Source organism: Escherichia sp. SCLE84, from assembly GCF_012584495.1.
In the GTDB taxonomy this organism is placed as follows: domain Bacteria; phylum Pseudomonadota; class Gammaproteobacteria; order Enterobacterales; family Enterobacteriaceae; genus ECMA0423.
This window is the reverse complement of sequence record NZ_CP051430.1, coordinates 30,865-49,464: the sequence shown is the minus strand read 5'-3', so window position 1 is coordinate 49,464 and position 18,600 is coordinate 30,865. Positions and strand designations below refer to the sequence as shown.

General features: G+C 54.1%; 15 protein-coding genes. 8 read left to right on the top strand and 7 right to left on the bottom strand.

The window, feature by feature from the left end; translation table 11 throughout:
* Positions 1-29: 29 nt before the first annotated feature.
* Positions 30-887 carry a DNA-3-methyladenine glycosylase 2 gene (gene alkA / locus HGD79_RS00250; protein ID WP_000288410.1) on the bottom strand — a complete coding sequence of 286 codons (858 nt, stop codon included), beginning with the start codon at positions 885-887 and terminating at the stop codon, positions 30-32.
* 133 nt (positions 888-1,020) lie between these two features.
* On the opposite strand from alkA, the gene yegD reads away from it, so the two are divergent.
* Entirely contained in the window at positions 1,021-2,373 is a 1,353-nt protein-coding gene (yegD, locus tag HGD79_RS00245; protein ID WP_000469759.1) for a molecular chaperone, read from the top strand.
* A gap of 11 nt (positions 2,374-2,384) precedes the next feature.
* Here the strand turns inward: yegD and yegI are convergent, their stop codons facing one another.
* The 6 genes from yegI to HGD79_RS00215 form a co-directional block, all read right to left on the bottom strand.
* Positions 2,385-4,325: a protein kinase YegI gene (gene yegI, locus HGD79_RS00240; protein ID WP_168848238.1), complete on the bottom strand. Its 1,941-nt coding sequence runs from the start codon at positions 4,323-4,325 to the stop codon at positions 2,385-2,387.
* Positions 4,322-5,083: a PP2C family serine/threonine-protein phosphatase gene (locus HGD79_RS00235; RefSeq protein WP_000119074.1), complete on the bottom strand. Its 762-nt coding sequence runs from the start codon at positions 5,081-5,083 to the stop codon at positions 4,322-4,324. Before HGD79_RS00235 ends, yegI begins: the two co-directional genes overlap by 4 nt.
* Positions 5,080-5,739, bottom strand: a complete 660-nt coding sequence (locus HGD79_RS00230; protein ID WP_000003178.1) for a VWA domain-containing protein — start codon at positions 5,737-5,739, stop codon at positions 5,080-5,082. The genes HGD79_RS00235 and HGD79_RS00230 overlap by 4 nt, the downstream gene beginning before the upstream one ends.
* Before the next feature lie 220 nt (positions 5,740-5,959).
* Positions 5,960-6,019: a type I toxin-antitoxin system toxin IbsA gene (ibsA, locus tag HGD79_RS00225; protein ID WP_010723109.1), complete on the bottom strand. Its 60-nt coding sequence runs from the start codon at positions 6,017-6,019 to the stop codon at positions 5,960-5,962.
* 272 nt (positions 6,020-6,291) lie between these two features.
* The gene (locus HGD79_RS00220) at positions 6,292-6,348 is read right to left on the bottom strand and encodes a type I toxin-antitoxin system Ibs family toxin (RefSeq protein ID WP_001386899.1); all 57 of its coding nucleotides are present in this window, start codon (positions 6,346-6,348) and stop codon (positions 6,292-6,294) included.
* A 271-nt stretch (positions 6,349-6,619) separates the two neighbouring features.
* Positions 6,620-6,676 (bottom strand): type I toxin-antitoxin system Ibs family toxin, encoded by a 57-nt coding sequence (locus HGD79_RS00215; RefSeq protein ID WP_001386901.1) that lies wholly within the window; start codon positions 6,674-6,676, stop codon positions 6,620-6,622.
* Between the two features lie 278 nt (positions 6,677-6,954).
* Here HGD79_RS00215 and mdtA point away from each other — a divergent pair, with 278 nt between their 5' ends.
* The 7 genes from mdtA to HGD79_RS00180 all read left to right on the top strand — a co-directional run bounded on the left by mdtA (position 6,955) and on the right by HGD79_RS00180 (position 18,460).
* Positions 6,955-8,202, top strand: coding sequence for a multidrug efflux RND transporter subunit MdtA (gene mdtA / locus HGD79_RS00210; protein WP_168848237.1), 1,248 nt, complete (start codon positions 6,955-6,957; stop codon positions 8,200-8,202).
* Complete coding sequence (gene mdtB, locus HGD79_RS00205) at positions 8,202-11,324, top strand: multidrug efflux RND transporter permease subunit MdtB (protein WP_168848236.1); 3,123 nt, start codon at positions 8,202-8,204, stop codon at positions 11,322-11,324. The genes mdtA and mdtB overlap by 1 nt, the downstream gene beginning before the upstream one ends.
* Entirely contained in the window at positions 11,325-14,402 is a 3,078-nt protein-coding gene (mdtC, locus tag HGD79_RS00200) for a multidrug efflux RND transporter permease subunit MdtC (RefSeq protein WP_168848235.1), read from the top strand.
* Positions 14,403-15,818, top strand: coding sequence for an MFS transporter (locus HGD79_RS00195; protein WP_000130896.1), 1,416 nt, complete (start codon positions 14,403-14,405; stop codon positions 15,816-15,818).
* Positions 15,815-17,218, top strand: a complete 1,404-nt coding sequence (gene baeS / locus HGD79_RS00190) for a two-component system sensor histidine kinase BaeS (protein WP_000675150.1) — start codon at positions 15,815-15,817, stop codon at positions 17,216-17,218. The genes HGD79_RS00195 and baeS overlap by 4 nt, the downstream gene beginning before the upstream one ends.
* Positions 17,215-17,937: a two-component system response regulator BaeR gene (baeR, locus tag HGD79_RS00185; protein ID WP_000137877.1), complete on the top strand. Its 723-nt coding sequence runs from the start codon at positions 17,215-17,217 to the stop codon at positions 17,935-17,937. Before baeS ends, baeR begins: the two co-directional genes overlap by 4 nt.
* Before the next feature lie 190 nt (positions 17,938-18,127).
* A complete protein-coding gene (locus HGD79_RS00180) occupies positions 18,128-18,460 on the top strand; it encodes a YegP family protein (protein WP_001298852.1) in 333 nt (110 codons plus the stop codon).
* Positions 18,461-18,600 lie beyond the last annotated feature (140 nt).

Genomic DNA, 18,600 nt, shown 5'->3' with positions numbered 1-18,600 from the left:
TGCCCATTGCCTGATGCGACGCATCAGGCCTACAATTCGTCCGTTCCGTCTGGTTGCCAGCCTTCCGTATACCAGATATGCAACAGCGCATAAGAACGCCAGGGCTTCCAGCGCTCGGCATAACGGCGGATTTGTGCCGGTGTCATCCCCGGAAATCGCTGTTTAATCAGATAATCATCCGGCAGAAAAACATCTTTCGCCTGCCAGCCACGCAAAGCGAAATAATTCGCCGTCCAGCGCCCGATACCCGGAAAAGTTTGCAGCGTTTTCATCGCCTGCTCCACATCGCCCGGAATTGTCATTGGTAAGCTGCCCTCCAGCGCCGCATTTGCCAGATGAATCAGTGCCTCTGCCCGTTTCAACGGCATGCCTAACGCTTTTAATGCCTGCGGGTCGGCTGCTGCCAGCCGCTGAGGCGTGGGGAAGCAGATATACTCCGGAAAATCATCCAGCCGTTCGCCATAAAGCTGTACAACTTTGGCAGTCAATTTTGCCGCCATCGCCACGCTCACCAGTTGGCCTAAAATCGCCCGCACACCCTGCTCAAAAGCATCAATACAGCCGGGTAAACGCAATCCGGGCCGCGCCGCGCCTAACTTGCCCAACGCACCGTTAACAATCTGCGGGTTACATTGCAGATCAAACAGGCGGCTCATTTTCGCCAGACACTCAGCGGCAACGGGTTCTAAACCTGCACTTAAATTTATGTGCAGAGTATGGCGGGCTATATCCGGAATAGCAGTCACCACGCCGCGATATTCGCCCACCGCCAGACTACGGGCATAATAATCCTCAGCGACCGTTTCCACACCACTCACTGCACGGGCGGCGAGAAATCCCAACATCCACGACCAGTCATACGGCGGCTGCCAGTTCAGGGTATACATCGCATCTCCTTATTCATCCGCTTTCAGCATAAACGTTATTCAGACGCTACGCTTTGCTTTCATATTCCGGTTGTCGCGACAGCAACATTTCGCTAAAGTCACGCCCCTTCTTCACCGGCATGGGGATTAATTCGTGTTTATTGGTTTTGATTACGGTACAGCAAACTGTTCAGTGGCGGTCATGCGTGACGGTAAACCGCAATTACTGAAAATGGAAAACGACAGCACGCTGCTGCCTTCAATGCTTTGCGCGCCAACGCGTGAATCGGTAAGCGAATGGCTGTACCGCCATCATGATGTTCCGGCAGACGACGATGAAACGCAGGCGCTGTTACGTCGGGCGATTCGTTATAACCGCGAAGAAGATATCGATGTTACGGCGAAAAGCGTGCAGTTCGGTCTTTCCTCACTGGCACAGTACATTGATGATCCAGAAGAAGTGTGGTTTGTGAAATCACCAAAATCGTTCCTCGGTGCCAGCGGCTTAAAACCGCAGCAGGTAGCGCTGTTTGAGGATCTGGTCTGCGCAATGATGTTGCACATTCGCCAGCAGGCGCAGGCGCAGCTGCCAGAAGCGATTACTCAGGCGGTGATTGGTCGCCCGATCAACTTCCAGGGGCTGGGCGGCGATGAAGCAAACGCCCAGGCGCAAGGGATTCTGGAACGCGCGGCGAAGCGTGCCGGATTCAGGGACGTGGTATTCCAGTACGAGCCGGTCGCGGCTGGGCTGGATTACGAAGCCACCTTGCAGGAAGAAAAACGGGTGCTGGTGGTGGATATCGGCGGTGGTACGACTGACTGTTCATTGCTGCTGATGGGGCCGCAGTGGCGTTCGCGTCTCGATCGTGAAGCCAGCCTGCTGGGTCACAGTGGTTGCCGTATTGGCGGTAACGATCTGGACATCGCACTGGCGTTTAAAAACCTGATGCCGTTACTGGGCATGGGTGGCGAAACCGAAAAAGGCATCGCCCTGCCGATTCTGCCGTGGTGGAATGCGGTTGCCATCAACGACGTACCTGCGCAGAGTGATTTCTACAGTAGTGCCAACGGTCGTCTGCTTAACGATCTGGTACGCGATGCCCGCGAACCGGAAAAAGTGGCTCTGCTACAGAAAGTCTGGCGTCAGCGTTTAAGCTATCGCCTGGTGCGTAGCGCAGAAGAGTGCAAAATTGCTCTTTCAAGCGTAGCGGAAACCCGCGCCTCACTGCCGTTTATCAGCGATGAACTGGCTACGCTGATTAGCCAGCAAGGGCTGGAAAGCGCCCTCAGCCAGCCACTGGCGCGGATTCTGGAACAGGTGCAACTGGCCCTGGATAACGCCCAGGAAAAACCGGACGTTATCTACCTGACCGGCGGTAGCGCCCGTTCGCCGCTGATTAAAAAAGCGCTGGCAGAACAGTTGCCGGGAATTCCGATTGCAGGCGGCGATGACTTTGGCTCCGTCACCGCCGGGCTGGCACGCTGGGCGGAAGTGGTGTTTCGTTAAAAGAAAATGGCTCAGCAGCGGCTTAAATCTGCCTGCGCCTGAGCCAGTTTTTCTGCCGCCTGACGTAAAGGTTCCATCAACGGCATGGTCCGTGCTGGAGCATGAAGGCGGAATCGCTGCAACTCTGTCGCGCCGACAGTCAACGTCGATTCCAGCCGATGTCGTTTGGCGGTCATTTTCGCCATTACCGCTTGTCTGTCTGCTGGCGTTATCGCTTCATTCGGCCTGAACACAAAACGGCGTTCACAGCTCGCTTTCCAGTCGATAACCGCCTGGGTCAGATGGTCGCCAAACCCTTTCACTTGCTTAACGCCACGACGGGTAACATCTGCGGCTGTTTCAATACCAAAAGACCGTAACGCCGCTTTACGCGCAGGGCCAACGCCGGGAATAGAGGCAACATCAATAAAAAATCCCTCCAGAAACTTCTGCTTCTGCCGTTCCCTTGCAGTGTCATGAAGTGCTGCCAGAGCGCGTTTCTCTTCTTCCGGTAACCCGAGAATTTCGTCCTTCATTTTTTCGAGCATCGCCCGTTTGGCGATAAAACCTTCCAGCCCGCCCAACCGTTGGATCTGGCTGACTAAATGCTCATAGTCCATTTTCGCGCGATTAAATGCCTCACGGCGTTGCTGGATTTCTGCTTTGTACGCTTTGCTTGTCAGACTGCCAATAATCCAGATAGCCGACAGCACAGGAACCAAAATAATATAACGCGGTTCTGCCTGAAGGCCGCAAAGCAACAGCGATAACGCTGACAGTGCGATCTCAATCAGAATGATGTATTCGCGCCGTAACAGGCCTAAAGGAAGCGGCCTGCCAGTCGGTTGGAAATGATCGGGTAATGGCAATTGCAATGCTGGCGGTGCTACTGACGCCATCACCATCGCCCAGACTTTCGCCAGCACAAAATCACCGCCGGTGGTAATGACCTCTTCGCCGAGATCAATAAAATAGATAACGCCTTGATTATCCAGCGCACACCACGGGCAGTCGGTCAAATGAGCGGGATAAACATGCATTGCCGAAACGGGACATTTCTTTAACTGTTGGCGCAGAGAATCAAGTGCCGCTACCCACGCTTTAGCCGTCGGACGCCCGGTTGCCACGCCACTTTCCGTGAATGCCTGCTGAAACATGGCTTCAACATCGCCCGGTAACATCGATAGCGGAATCGATCGTGGCGGCGGTTTTAAACCACGTCGCTGATTATCTGACGCGTAGGCATAACGGAAATGGGTAATATCCGTCTCCAGCGCATTACCCGCATCAGAGATAAGCGGCACACCAGAATAAGGATGCCGGCCACCAAACAAGACGTGAAAAATCAGCAACGCAAGGCCAAAATTATCGTGATTTTCTGTGCGTTCAAAGCCGACAAATGACGACAAGGTTTGTAGCTCTGGCGGCGTAAAATGCGACACGCCGACTTCGCATAAATGCAGTGTGCCATTGGCGTTAATCTGAAAGGAGTCGCTATCAATCAGTACCACTTTGCTGTCGCGACCTACCATAAAACTGTTCTGGTTTACGTCACCCACGACGTGCCCGTGCTCGTGAACCGTAGCAAAAGATGAAGCAATATTGCGCGCAACATAGAGTAGAAAATCCCACGCACAATGAGGGTAACGTTGACGACGATGTGCCGGGCTATAGATCATATGAATCGGTTCTTTACCAGAAACTTTTGGCATCATAAAACCGATAACTTTTCCGCCTCGTCCACCGTGAAGCGTTGCCTGCGGCCAGGCGACATAATTCAACAATTGCGCGTCAGCTGTCGCAGCCATAAAGGCAAGTTTGTCCTGTTTTAAGGCGGGTGGCGGCGTGTGATAAATCTTGGCGACGCTATCGACAAACTCATTGATATCATAAACCGCGCCTTCACCGCCTTTGCCCAGTTCACGGCCTGGCGTAACGCACTCACCAGTAGCAGTATATAAAGTGGGTTTCATGGTAACCACAGCGCCAGTGCCAACGTTTTATCATCATCCGTACGCTCGTTTACCGCCGGGCTGGACAAAAACTGCTTTAACAATTCAGGTAATAAATCGAGTTGTTCCTGCGTTGCTGACGCCAGTCCATTGAAAAACGGGGTAAAGAAAGGTACATGAGGAGAATTATCCAGCATATTTAACGCCAGTCGCTGGATACCATCCGTAAATGCTGCAACTTTATGCACACGCTCAGTGCTGGTGAAAGTTTCCAGTCTGGAAACGGCATCTTCATCGGTAATGAAGTGCGTCATATTGGCATATTCACCCACCATCGGCGTAAGCGGCAATTGCAGACCGTGACCAAAATCCACCACCACGCCGCCATCGCCAATCTGCATAATCAAGGTGCCATTAGCCGATGAAATCAATCCCAGAAACGTGCAGGCAAAATCGCGAACTGCTAATTCTTTGGCTTCCGCCTCGGCAAAAAGTCGCTGACGAACGGTCAGCACAATATCCGTGGCGAGGATATCATTAAGCCCCAATTCCCCACCCTGCACTTTTTGCGACATATAAGCCATCGCTTCATTGACGGCGAGCGTCGCGCCTTCTCCTCCCTGCGAAACGCTACCTGCGCCATCAGCAAGGAACATCACCAGTAATGGCTGCTGGTCATTTAGCCAGGCAACCTGCATCTGGCAGGCATCCTGGCAAGGCAAGTCCGCGCTGATGTGCGATGTTCCAACAGCGGATGCATAAACCAGACGCCAGCTCACACTGACGTCCAGCCTTTTGGCGCTTCCAGCACAACTTCCGTTCCCGGCGTGGAGCGGGAAACCGAACGCAGCGAACTGGATAACCAGCTAAACAGTTCACGGAATTGTAATCCTTGCAGAGGCAAAGGCTGACGAACGCTGATTTGTGCCAGAGTCTTCATATCCGCCCCCTGAACACCGATGGAAAAGAAAGCAAACCTTTTATCTTCTTCCCCCCGAAACACTTTGTTGGCTGCAGCCTGCCACTCATCGGTTGGTGCACCATCGGTAATCAGGAAAATCCACGGGCGATAATACGAAATACCATTTGCACGATACTCACGTTTCCGCTCCTCTACCATATCCAGGGCTTTGGTAATGGCCGCACCCATTGGTGTATCGCCCTGGGCAAACAGGATGGGCGGAAAAAAATTAGCGGCGCTGGTAAAGGGTTGTTCCACATGCACCGGGCCGAACGTCACAATGCCGAGTTCCACTCTTTTTAAAGCCAGCGGATCGGCAAGCAGTTCATCACGAAAGGTCACCAATCCGGCGTTAAGTTCATTAATAGGTCTGCCGCTCATCGAGCCAGAAACATCCAGCAGCAAAATGCAGGGGCAACGTGGTTCCGGGTTACTGGCAAAATCGCTGGTGGCAAACGTGATTTGTTCGCTCATAAGAAATCCTTTCTTAGAGAATTATCGAGGTCCGGTATCATACCGACTGCAATAATGAAATAAGAGCAAACGAAGAAACTTTCAGAATTAGGCCCGGCGGCGCAGAAAATTTTGCTATTCGCCTCGCAAGAACGGAGAGCCGTCGATTGACACTAAGGGCGGAGTGACATAATTTCAGGAGTGAGGGTTAGGGAGAGGTTTCCCCCTCCCCCTGGTGTTCTTAGTAAGCCTGGAAGCTAATCACTAAGAGTATCACCAGTATGATGACGTGCTTCATCATAACCCTTTCCTTATTAAAAGCCCTCTTCTCCGGGAGAGGCTTTCCCGTTTCAGCGTCCCGCTGAAATCATCGGCTTACCTCCTTTCGCCCTGAATGCAGTCTATCGCTAACGCGTGAATAAAATAGTTTCCTCTGTGATTATTGCGTAACGACTCGCAAAGAATATTTGCTGGCAGGATCGCAGACTACAAAGCCTGCGGATTGACAATCTTATCGTGAAGGCATACTTTCAGGAGTGAGGGTAGAGCGGGGTTTCCCCCGCCCTGGTAGTCTTAGTAAGCGGGGAAGCTTATGACTAAGAGCACCACGATGATGAGTAGCTTCATCATGACCCTTTCCTTATTTAAGGCCCCTTCCTCGGGAGGGGCTTTCCCGTTTCAGCGTCCCGCTGAAATCGTCGGCTTACCTCCTTTCGCCATGCACTTAGTCTATCGCTGACTTGCAGATAAAATAGTTTCCAGTGTGATTATTGCGTAACGTCTCGCAAAGAATTTTTGCTGGCAGGATCGCAGACGGCAAAGCCTGCGGATTGACAATCTTATCGTGAAGGCATACTTTCAGGAGTGAGGGTAGAGCGGGGTTTCCCCCGCCCTGGTAGTCTTAGTATGCTGGGTAGCTAATCACTAAGAGCACCACGATGATGAGTAGCTTCATCATGACCCTTTCCTTATTTAAGGCCCCTTCCTCGGGAGGGGCTTTCCCGTTTCAGCATCCGGCTGAAATCTGCGGCTTACCTCCTTTCGCCCTGTATGCAGTCTATCGCTAACGCGTAGATAAAATAGTTTCCTGTGTTATTACTGGATGCGTGCTCGCAAATGTGCCCGTCATTCAGACGATTCCAGACAGTGTTTCATAATTCCTCCATTTTTCTCCCTTATTGGCTGGCTACACTAGTATCATTCCGCGAAACGTTTCAGGAAGAGAAACTCTTAACGATGAAAGGTAGTTATAAATCCCGTTGGGTAATCGTAATCGTGGTGGTTATCGCCGCCATCGCCGCATTCTGGTTCTGGCAAGGCCGCAATGACTCCCAGAGTGCAGCCCCAGGGGCGACGAAACAAGCGCAGCAATCGCCAGCGGGTGGTCGCCGTGGTATGCGTTCCGGCCCATTAGCCCCGGTTCAGGCGGCGACCGCCGTAGAACAGGCAGTTCCGCGTTACCTCACCGGGCTTGGCACCATTACCACCGCTAATACTGTTACGGTGCGTAGCCGCGTGGATGGTCAGTTGATGGCGTTACATTTCCAGGAAGGCCAGCAGGTCAAAGCAGGCGATTTACTGGCAGAAATTGACCCCAGCCAGTTCAAAGTTGCATTAGCACAAGCCCAGGGCCAACTGGCAAAAGATAAAGCCACGCTTGCTAACGCCCGCCGTGATCTGGCGCGTTATCAGCAACTGGCAAAAACAAATCTCGTCTCCCGTCAGGAGCTGGATGCCCAACAGGCGCTGGTCAGTGAAACCGAAGGCACCATTAAGGCTGATGAAGCAAGCGTCGCCAGCGCGCAGCTGCAACTCGACTGGAGCCGCATCACCGCACCAGTCGATGGTCGCGTTGGTCTCAAGCAGGTTGATGTTGGTAACCAAATCTCCAGTGGTGATACCACCGGAATTGTGGTGATCACCCAGACGCATCCTATCGATTTAGTCTTTACCCTGCCGGAAAGCGATATCGCTACTGTAGTGCAGGCGCAAAAAGCCGGAAAACCGCTGGTGGTAGAAGCCTGGGATCGCACCAATTCGAAGAAATTAAGTGAAGGCACGCTGTTAAGCCTCGATAACCAAATCGATGCCACAACCGGTACGATTAAAGTGAAAGCACGCTTTAATAATCAGGATGATGCGCTGTTTCCCAATCAGTTTGTTAACGCGCGCATGTTAGTCGACACCGAACAAAACGCCGTAGTGATCCCAACAGCCGCCCTGCAAATGGGCAATGAAGGCCATTTTGTCTGGGTGCTGAATAGCGAAAACAAGGTCAGCAAACATCTGGTGACGCCGGGCATTCAGGACAGTCAGAAAGTGGTGATCCGTGCAGGTATTTCTGCGGGCGATCGCGTGGTGACAGACGGCATTGATCGCCTGACCGAAGGGGCGAAAGTGGAAGTGGTGGAAGCCCAGAGCGCCACCACTCCGGAAGAGAAAGCCACCAGCCGCGAATACGCGAAAAAAGGAGCACGCTCCTGATGCAGGTGTTACCCCCGAGCAGCACAGGCGGCCCGTCGCGCCTTTTTATTATGCGTCCTGTCGCCACCACGCTGCTGATGGTGGCGATCTTACTCGCCGGGATTATCGGTTATCGCGCCCTGCCCGTTTCGGCGCTGCCGGAAGTGGACTATCCGACCATTCAGGTGGTCACGCTCTACCCAGGTGCCAGCCCGGATGTCATGACCTCTGCCGTTACCGCGCCGCTAGAACGCCAGTTCGGGCAGATGTCTGACCTGAAACAGATGTCGTCGCAAAGTTCCGGCGGTGCGTCAGTTATCACTTTGCAGTTCCAGCTAACATTACCGCTCGATGTCGCCGAGCAGGAAGTGCAGGCCGCGATTAACGCTGCCACTAACCTGTTGCCGAGCGATCTGCCTAACCCGCCGGTTTACAGCAAAGTGAACCCGGCAGATCCGCCGATCATGACGCTCGCCGTCACCTCAACCGCCATGCCGATGACGCAAGTGGAAGATATGGTGGAAACCCGCGTCGCGCAGAAAATCTCGCAGATTTCCGGCGTCGGCCTGGTGACGCTTTCCGGCGGCCAGCGTCCGGCTGTTCGCGTCAAACTTAACGCTCAGGCGATTGCCGCCCTCGGCCTGACCAGCGAAACCGTGCGCACCGCCATTACCGGCGCTAACGTCAACTCAGCCAAAGGTAGCCTCGACGGCCCTTCCCGCGCGGTTACGCTTTCCGCGAATGACCAAATGCAATCTGCGGAAGAATATCGCCAGTTGATTATCGCCTACCAGAACGGCGCGCCGATTCGTCTTGGCGATGTCGCAACCGTAGAGCAAGGTGCAGAAAACAGCTGGCTTGGCGCATGGGCGAACAAAGAACAGGCCATTGTGATGAATGTTCAGCGCCAGCCCGGTGCTAACATTATCTCCACCGCCGACAGCATCCGGCAGATGCTGCCACAGCTCACCGAGAGTCTGCCGAAATCGGTGAAGGTGACGGTACTTTCTGACCGTACCACCAATATCCGCGCATCCGTCGATGATACCCAGTTTGAATTGATGATGGCTATCGCGCTGGTAGTCATGATTATCTACCTGTTTTTGCGCAATATTCCGGCGACCATCATTCCCGGAGTTGCTGTACCGCTGTCGTTAATCGGCACTTTCGCGGTTATGGTGTTTCTCGATTTTTCAATCAATAACCTGACGCTGATGGCGTTAACTATCGCCACCGGATTCGTGGTCGATGACGCCATCGTGGTGATCGAAAACATTTCCCGCTATATCGAAAAAGGCGAAAAACCGTTGGCGGCGGCGCTCAAGGGCGCGGGTGAAATCGGCTTTACCATTATCTCGCTGACCTTCTCACTGATTGCGGTGTTGATTCCACTGCTGTTTATGGGCGATATCGTCGGGCGACTGTTCCGCGAATTTGCTATTACCCTGGCGGTAGCGATTTTGATCTCAGCGGTGGTGTCGCTGACCCTGACACCGATGATGTGCGCGCGGATGCTCAGCCAGGAGTCGCTGCGTAAACAGAATCGCTTCTCCCGTGCCTCGGAAAAAATGTTCGACAGGATAATCGCCGCCTATGGTCAGGGACTTGCGAAAGTGCTGAATCATCCGTGGCTGACCTTAAGCGTGGCACTCAGCACGCTGCTGCTTAGCGTGCTGCTGTGGGTGTTCATTCCGAAAGGTTTCTTCCCGGTACAGGACAACGGCATTATTCAGGGCACTTTGCAGGCACCGCAATCCAGCTCCTTTGCCAATATGGCCCAGCGGCAACGCCAGGTCGCGGACGTGATTTTGCAGGATCCAGCGGTGCAAAGTTTGACCTCATTTGTTGGCGTTGATGGCACTAACCCGTCGCTGAACAGTGCGCGTTTGCAGATCAACCTCAAACCGTTGGAGGAACGTGATGATCGGGTGCAAAAAGTCATCGCCCGTCTGCAAACGGCGGTGGATAAAGTGCCGGGCGTCGATCTCTTCCTGCAACCAACGCAGGACCTGACCATCGATACTCAGGTCAGCCGCACCCAGTACCAGTTTACCTTGCAGGCCACCTCACTGGATGCGCTCAGTACCTGGGTGCCACAGTTGATGGAAAAACTCCAGCAACTGCCACAGCTTTCTGATGTCTCCAGCGACTGGCAGGACAAAGGGCTGGTTGCGTATGTCAATGTTGATCGCGACAGCGCCAGCCGTCTGGGGATCAGCATGGCGGATGTCGATAACGCCCTGTACAACGCGTTTGGTCAGCGGCTGATTTCCACTATTTATACTCAGGCCAACCAGTATCGCGTGGTGCTGGAGCACAACACCGAAAATACCCCAGGCCTCGCGGCGCTGGATACCATTCGCCTGACCAGCAGCGACGGCGGCGTGGTGCCGCTAAGCTCAATTGCCAAAGTTGAACAGCGTTTTGCGCCGCTTTCCATTAACCATCTGGATCAGTTCCCGGTAACGACCATCTCCTTTAACGTGCCGGATAACTATTCGCTGGGCGATGCGGTGCAGGCGATTATGGACACCGAGAAGACGCTGAATCTGCCGGTGGATATCACCACGCAGTTCCAGGGCAGCACCCTCGCCTTCCAGTCGGCGCTGGGCAGCACTGTCTGGCTGATTGTCGCGGCGGTGGTGGCGATGTATATCGTGCTCGGCATTCTGTACGAGAGCTTTATTCACCCGATCACCATTCTCTCGACGCTACCCACCGCAGGGGTCGGCGCACTGCTGGCATTAATGATTGCCGGAAGTGAGCTGGATGTGATTGCGATTATCGGCATTATTTTGCTGATCGGTATCGTGAAGAAGAACGCCATCATGATGATCGACTTCGCGCTGGCTGCTGAGCGCGAGCAAGGCATGTCGCCGCGCGATGCAATCTACCAGGCTTGTCTGTTGCGTTTTCGTCCGATCCTGATGACCACTCTGGCGGCACTGCTTGGCGCGCTGCCGCTGATGTTGAGTACCGGGGTCGGCGCGGAACTGCGTCGTCCGTTAGGTATCGGCATGGTCGGCGGTCTGATTGTCAGCCAGGTGCTGACGCTGTTTACCACGCCGGTGATTTATCTGCTGTTCGACCGCCTGGCATTGTGGACCAAAAGTCGCTTTGCTCGCCATGAAGAGGAGGCGTAAGTGAAGTTTTTTGCCCTCTTCATTTACCGCCCGGTGGCGACGATTTTACTGTCGGTTGCCATTACCCTGTGCGGCATACTGGGCTTCCGTATGCTGCCGGTCGCCCCGCTGCCGCAGGTCGATTTTCCGGTGATTATGGTCAGCGCCTCGCTGCCCGGTGCGTCGCCGGAGACAATGGCGTCTTCCGTTGCCACGCCGCTTGAGCGCTCGCTTGGGCGCATTGCCGGGGTCAGCGAAATGACCTCCAGCAGTTCGCTCGGCAGCACACGTATTATTTTGCAGTTTGATTTTGACCGGGACATCAACGGCGCAGCGCGTGATGTGCAGGCGGCGATCAACGCTGCACAAAGTTTGCTGCCCAGTGGGATGCCCAGCCGTCCGACCTATCGCAAAGCGAACCCGTCGGATGCGCCAATTATGATCCTCACGCTGACATCCGATACTTATTCGCAGGGTGAACTGTACGATTTCGCCTCGACGCAGCTGGCTCCGACGATTTCGCAAATCGACGGTGTCGGTGATGTCGATGTTGGCGGCAGCTCACTGCCCGCCGTACGCGTCGGGCTGAATCCGCAGGCGCTGTTTAATCAGGGCGTGTCGCTGGACGACGTACGCACTGCCATCAGCAATGCCAACGTGCGTAAACCGCAGGGGGCGCTGGAAGATGGCACTCACCGCTGGCAGATCCAGACCAATGATGAGCTAAAAACCGCCGCTGAATATCAGCCGTTGATTATTCATTACAACAACGGCGGCGCGGTTCGTCTGGGTGATGTGGCGACGGTGACCGACTCTGTACAGGATGTACGTAACGCCGGGATGACCAACGCCAAACCGGCTATTTTGCTGATGATCCGCAAGCTGCCGGAAGCCAATATTATCCAGACGGTTGACAGCATCCGGGCAAAATTACCGGAGTTGCAGGAGACCATTCCGGCGGCAATTGATCTGCAAATTGCCCAGGATCGCTCCCCCACCATTCGCGCCTCGCTGGAAGAAGTCGAGCAAACGCTGATTATCTCGGTGGCGCTGGTCATTCTGGTGGTCTTTTTATTCCTGCGCTCGGGTCGCGCCACTATTATTCCCGCCGTTGCGGTGCCGGTTTCGCTGATTGGTACGTTTGCGGCGATGTACCTGTGCGGTTTCAGTCTCAATAACCTTTCGTTAATGGCGCTCACCATTGCTACTGGTTTCGTGGTGGATGACGCCATCGTGGTGCTGGAAAACATTGCCCGTCATCTGGAAGCGGGAATGAAACCGTTGCAAGCCGCACTGCAAGGTACTCGCGAAGTCGGTTTTACGGTGCTGTCGATGAGTCTGTCACTGGTGGCGGTGTTCCTGCCGCTGCTGTTGATGGGCGGATTGCCGGGCCGACTGTTACGCGAGTTTGCCGTGACGCTTTCTGTCGCCATTGGTATTTCGTTGCTGGTTTCTCTGACGCTAACGCCAATGATGTGCGGCTGGATGCTGAAAGCCAGCAAGCCGCGCGAGCAAAAGCGACTGCGTGGTTTTGGTCGCATGTTGGTAGCCCTGCAACAAGGCTACGGCAAGTCACTGAACTGGGTGCTCAATCATACCCGTCTGGTGGGCGTGGTGCTGCTTGGCACCATTGCGCTGAATATCTGGCTGTATATCTCGATCCCGAAAACCTTCTTCCCGGAGCAGGACACTGGCGTGCTGATGGGCGGGATTCAGGCGGATCAGAGTATTTCGTTTCAGGCGATGCGCGGTAAGTTGCAGGATTTCATGAAAATTATCCGTGACGATCCGGCAGTGGATAATGTCACCGGCTTTACAGGCGGTTCGCGAGTGAACAGCGGGATGATGTTTATCACCCTCAAGCCACGCGACGAACGCAGCGAAACGGCGCAGCAAATTATCGACCGTCTGCGCGTAAAACTGGCGAAAGAACCGGGGGCGAATCTGTTCCTGATGGCGGTACAGGATATTCGCGTTGGTGGGCGTCAGTCGAACGCCAGCTACCAGTACACGTTGTTATCCGACGACCTGGCGGCACTGCGCGAATGGGAGCCGAAAATCCGCAAAAAACTGGCGACGTTGCCGGAACTGGCGGACGTGAACTCCGATCAGCAGGATAACGGCGCGGAGATGAATCTGGTTTACGACCGCGACACCATGGCACGGCTGGGAATCGACGTACAAGCCGCCAACAGTCTGTTAAATAACGCCTTCGGTCAGCGGCAAATCTCGACCATTTACCAGCCGATGAACCAGTATAAAGTGGTGATGGAAGTGGATCCGCGCTATACCCAGGACATCAGTGCGCTGGAAAAAATTTTCGTTATCAATAACGAAGGCAAAGCGATCCCGCTGTCGTATTTCGCTAAATGGCAACCGGCGAATGCCCCACTATCGGTGAATCATCAGGGATTATCGGCGGCCTCGACCATTTCGTTCAACCTGCCGACCGGAAAATCGCTCTCGGACGCCAGTGCGGCGATCGATCGCGCAATGACCCAGCTTGGTGTGCCTTCGACGGTGCGCGGCAGTTTTGCCGGAACAGCGCAGGTGTTCCAGGAGACGATGAACTCACAGGTGATCCTGATTATCGCCGCCATCGCCACGGTGTATATCGTGCTGGGTATCCTTTACGAGAGTTATGTGCACCCGCTGACGATTCTCTCCACCCTGCCCTCGGCGGGTGTTGGAGCGCTGCTGGCGCTGGAGCTGTTCAATGCCCCGTTCAGCCTAATCGCCCTGATAGGGATCATGCTATTAATCGGCATCGTGAAGAAAAACGCCATTATGATGGTCGATTTTGCGCTTGAAGCCCAACGGCACGGTAACCTGACGCCGCAGGAAGCTATTTTCCAGGCCTGTCTGCTGCGTTTTCGCCCGATTATGATGACTACCCTGGCGGCGCTGTTTGGCGCGCTGCCGCTGGTGTTGTCGGGCGGCGACGGCTCGGAGCTGCGGCAACCCCTGGGGATCACCATTGTCGGCGGACTGGTAATGAGCCAGCTCCTTACGCTGTATACCACGCCGGTGGTGTATCTCTTTTTCGACCGTCTGCGGCTGCGTTTTTCGCGTAAACCTAAACAAACGGTAACCGAGTAAATGACAGATCTTCCCGACAGCACCCGTTGGCAATTGTGGATTGTGGCTTTCGGCTTCTTTATGCAGTCGCTGGACACCACCATCGTAAACACCGCCCTTCCCTCAATGGCGCAAAGCCTCGGGGAAAGTCCGTTGCATATGCACATGGTCATTGTCTCTTATGTGCTGACCGTGGCGGTGATGCTGCCCGCCAGCGGCTGGCTGGCGGACAAAGTCGGCGTGCGCAATATTTTCTTTACCGCCATCGTGCTGTTTACTCTCGGTTCACTGTTTTGCGCGCTTTCCGGCACGCTGAACGAACTGTTGCTGGCACGCGCGTTACAGGGCGTTGGCGGCGCGATGATGGTGCCGGTCGGCAGATTGACGGTGATGAAAATCGTACCGCGCGAGCAATATATGGCGGCGATGACCTTTGTCACGTTACCCGGTCAGGTCGGTCCGCTGCTCGGTCCGGCGCTCGGCGGTCTGCTGGTGGAGTACGCGTCGTGGCACTGGATCTTTTTGATCAACATTCCGGTGGGGATTATCGGTGCGATCGCCACATTGATGTTAATGCCGAACTATACCATGCAGACGCGGCGCTTCGATCTCTCCGGCTTTTTATTGCTGGCGGTTGGCATGGCGGTATTAACCCTGGCGCTGGACGGCAGTAAAGGTACAGGTTTATCGCCGCTGACGATTGCTGGCCTGGTCGCAGTTGGCGTGGTAGCACTGGTGCTTTATTTGCTGCACGCCAGAAATAACAACCGCGCTCTTTTCAGTCTGAAACTGTTCCGCACTCGTACCTTTTCGCTGGGCCTGGCGGGGAGCTTTGCCGGACGTATTGGCAGTGGCATGTTGCCCTTTATGACACCGGTTTTCCTGCAAATTGGCCTCGGTTTCTCACCGTTTCATGCCGGACTGATGATGATCCCGATGGTGCTTGGCAGCATGGGAATGAAGCGAATTGTGGTACAGGTGGTGAATCGCTTTGGTTATCGTCGGGTACTGGTAGCGACCACGCTGGGTCTGTCGCTGGTCACCCTGTTGTTTATGACTACCGCCCTGCTGGGCTGGTACTACGTTTTGCCGTTCGTCCTGTTTTTACAAGGGATGGTCAACTCGACGCGTTTCTCCTCCATGAACACCCTGACGCTGAAAGATCTCCCGGACAATCTGGCGAGCAGCGGCAACAGCCTGCTGTCGATGATTATGCAATTGTCGATGAGTATCGGCGTCACTATCGCCGGGCTGTTGCTGGGACTTTTTGGTTCACAGCATGTCAGCGTCGACAGCGGCACCACACAAACCGTCTTTATGTACACCTGGCTTAGCATGGCGTTGATCATCGCCCTTCCGGCGTTCATCTTTGCCAGAGTGCCGAACGATACGCATCAAAATGTAGCTATTTCGCGGCGAAAAAGGAGCGCGCAATGAAGTTCTGGCGACCCGGTATTACCGGCAAACTGTTTCTGGCGATTTTCGCCACCTGCATTGTCTTGCTGATCAGTATGCACTGGGCGGTGCGTATCAGTTTTGAGCGTGGCTTTATTGATTACATCAAGCATGGTAATGAACAGCGATTACAACTGTTAAGTGATGCGCTTGGCGAGCAGTATGCGCAGCATGGCAACTGGCGCTTCCTGCGCAACAATGATCGCTTTGTCTTTCAGATCCTGCGTTCATTTGAACACGATAATTCGGAAGATAAACCCGGCCCGGGTATGCCACCGCACGGCTGGCGTACCCAGTTCTGGGTGGTTGATCAAAACAACAAAGTGCTGGTTGGTCCGCGAGCGCCGATTCCACCTGACGGTACACGGCGACCCATTCTGGTCAACGGTGCGGAAGTTGGCGCGGTGATCGCCTCCCCCGTTGAGCGGTTAACGCGCAATACTGATATCAATTTCGATAAACAACAGCGGCAAACCAGCTGGTTGATTGTCGCTCTGGCAACGTTACTCGCGGCGCTCGCCACCTTTCTGCTGGCGCGCGGTTTACTGGCACCGGTAAAACGACTTGTCGATGGCACGCACAAACTGGCGGCGGGCGATTTCACTACCCGCGTAACGCCCACCAGTGAAGATGAACTGGGCAAACTGGCGCAAGACTTCAACCAGCTTGCCAGCACACTGGAGAAAAACCAGCAAATGCGGCGCGATTTTATGGCCGATATTTCTCACGAACTGCGTACGCCATTAGCGGTGCTGCGCGGTGAACTGGAAGCCATTCAGGATGGCGTGCGTAAATTCACGCCGGAGACGGTGGCGTCTTTACAGGCGGAGGTCGGTACACTGACCAAACTGGTTGACGATCTCCATCAGTTGTCGATGTCTGATGAAGGCGCTCTCGCCTATCAAAAAGCACCGGTAGATTTGATCCCACTGCTGGAAGTGGCGGGCGGCGCATTTCGCGAACGATTCGCCAGTCGTGGCCTGAAACTGCAATTTTCCCTGCCAGACAGTATTACCGTATTTGGCGATCGCGACCGTTTAATGCAGTTATTCAATAACTTACTGGAAAACAGCCTGCGCTACACTGACAGCGGCGGCAGCCTGCAAATCTCTGCCGGGCAGCGCGACAAAACGGTGCGCCTGACCTTTGCCGACAGTGCGCCAGGTGTCAGTGACGATCAGCTACAAAAATTGTTTGAACGTTTTTATCGCACCGAAGGTTCCCGCAACCGTGCCAGCGGCGGTTCCGGGCTGGGGCTGGCGATTTGCCTGAACATTGTTGAAGCACATAATGGTCGCATTATTGCTGCCCATTCGCCTTTTGGCGGGGTAAGCATTACAGTAGAGTTACCGCTGGAACGGGATTTACAGAGAGAAGTATGACCGAGTTACCAATCGACGAAAACACACCGCGTATTTTGATCGTGGAAGATGAACCGAAGCTGGGGCAGTTGCTCATTGATTATCTGCGTGCTGCGAGCTATGCGCCGACGCTTATCAGCCACGGCGATCAGGTACTGCCGTATGTGCGCCAGACACCACCGGATCTGATCCTGTTAGATCTGATGCTCCCTGGCACCGATGGCCTGACGCTGTGCCGGGAAATTCGTCGTTTTTCTGACATTCCGATCGTGATGGTGACGGCAAAAATCGAAGAGATCGATCGCCTGCTGGGGCTGGAGATTGGCGCAGATGATTATATCTGTAAGCCGTACAGCCCACGGGAAGTGGTAGCGCGCGTCAAAACCATTTTGCGCCGTTGCAAACCGCAGCGCGAGTTGCAGCAACAGGATGCTGAAAGCCCGTTGATTATCGACGAAGGTCGTTTTCAGGCTTCATGGCGCGGTAAAATGCTTGACCTGACACCTGCGGAATTTCGTCTGTTGAAAACGCTCTCTCATGAACCAGGAAAAGTGTTCTCCCGCGAGCAATTGCTCAATCATCTTTATGACGACTACCGCGTAGTAACCGACCGCACCATTGACAGCCACATTAAAAACCTGCGCCGCAAGCTGGAATCTCTCGACGCCGAACAGTCATTTATCCGCGCCGTTTACGGCGTCGGTTACCGCTGGGAAGCCGACGCCTGCCGCATCGTTTAGTTTTAGCGACATTATTTTGTTAGCCGGAGATGGCGTTCAGACCCGATCCGGCAACATTATCCCACGCATGGTCAGCAAACTGACATTATCTCTCCGCCCTGGCAGGCATCAGAAAATCGCTCATACTTTAATCGGTAAACAGCACCTTTAGATGCTGTTTTCGATACACAATTTCAATCAAGGAGTCATTATGGCTGGTTGGTTTGAACTCAGTGAGAGCAGTGATAATCAGTTCCGGTTTGTGCTAAAAGCGGGCAATGGTGAGACTATCCTCACCAGCGAGCTGTATACCTCAAAAGCCTCTGCGGAAAAGGGCATCGCGTCGGTGCGTAGCAACAGCCCGCAAGAAGAACGCTATGAGAAAAAAACGGCAAGTAACGGCAAATTCTATTTCAATCTGAAAGCCGCTAATCATCAAATTATCGGCTCCAGCCAGATGTACGCCACCGCGCAATCTCGTGAAACCGGAATTGCCTCCGTTAAAGCCAATGGCACAAGCCAGACGGTGAAAGACAATACGTAATTACGATGCCGGGCGTGGGTTGTTGGCGTCCGGCTTTATATCCAAATAACGCTTAGTTATTAATAATTAAGAGTAACCGCCGCCATTAAAATAGTGGGCACTGACGAGCACTCGTTGTGCTTTCTTTGTTTACCATCCCA

What these genes read in the sequence shown, in the direction of transcription:
- alkA (WP_000288410.1), bottom strand. Translation starts at nt 887, where the DNA reads ATGTATACCCTGAACTGGCAGCCGCCGTATGACTGGTCGTGGATGTTG.
- yegI (WP_168848238.1), bottom strand. Translation starts at nt 4,325, where the DNA reads ATGAAACCCACTTTATATACTGCTACTGGTGAGTGCGTTACGCCAGGC.
- HGD79_RS00230 (WP_000003178.1), bottom strand. Translation starts at nt 5,739, where the DNA reads ATGAGCGAACAAATCACGTTTGCCACCAGCGATTTTGCCAGTAACCCG.
- mdtA (WP_168848237.1), top strand. Translation starts at nt 6,955, where the DNA reads ATGAAAGGTAGTTATAAATCCCGTTGGGTAATCGTAATCGTGGTGGTT.
- mdtB (WP_168848236.1), top strand. Translation starts at nt 8,202, where the DNA reads ATGCAGGTGTTACCCCCGAGCAGCACAGGCGGCCCGTCGCGCCTTTTT.
- HGD79_RS00195 (WP_000130896.1), top strand. Translation starts at nt 14,403, where the DNA reads ATGACAGATCTTCCCGACAGCACCCGTTGGCAATTGTGGATTGTGGCT.
- baeS (WP_000675150.1), top strand. Translation starts at nt 15,815, where the DNA reads ATGAAGTTCTGGCGACCCGGTATTACCGGCAAACTGTTTCTGGCGATT.
- baeR (WP_000137877.1), top strand. Translation starts at nt 17,215, where the DNA reads ATGACCGAGTTACCAATCGACGAAAACACACCGCGTATTTTGATCGTG.
- HGD79_RS00180 (WP_001298852.1), top strand. Translation starts at nt 18,128, where the DNA reads ATGGCTGGTTGGTTTGAACTCAGTGAGAGCAGTGATAATCAGTTCCGG.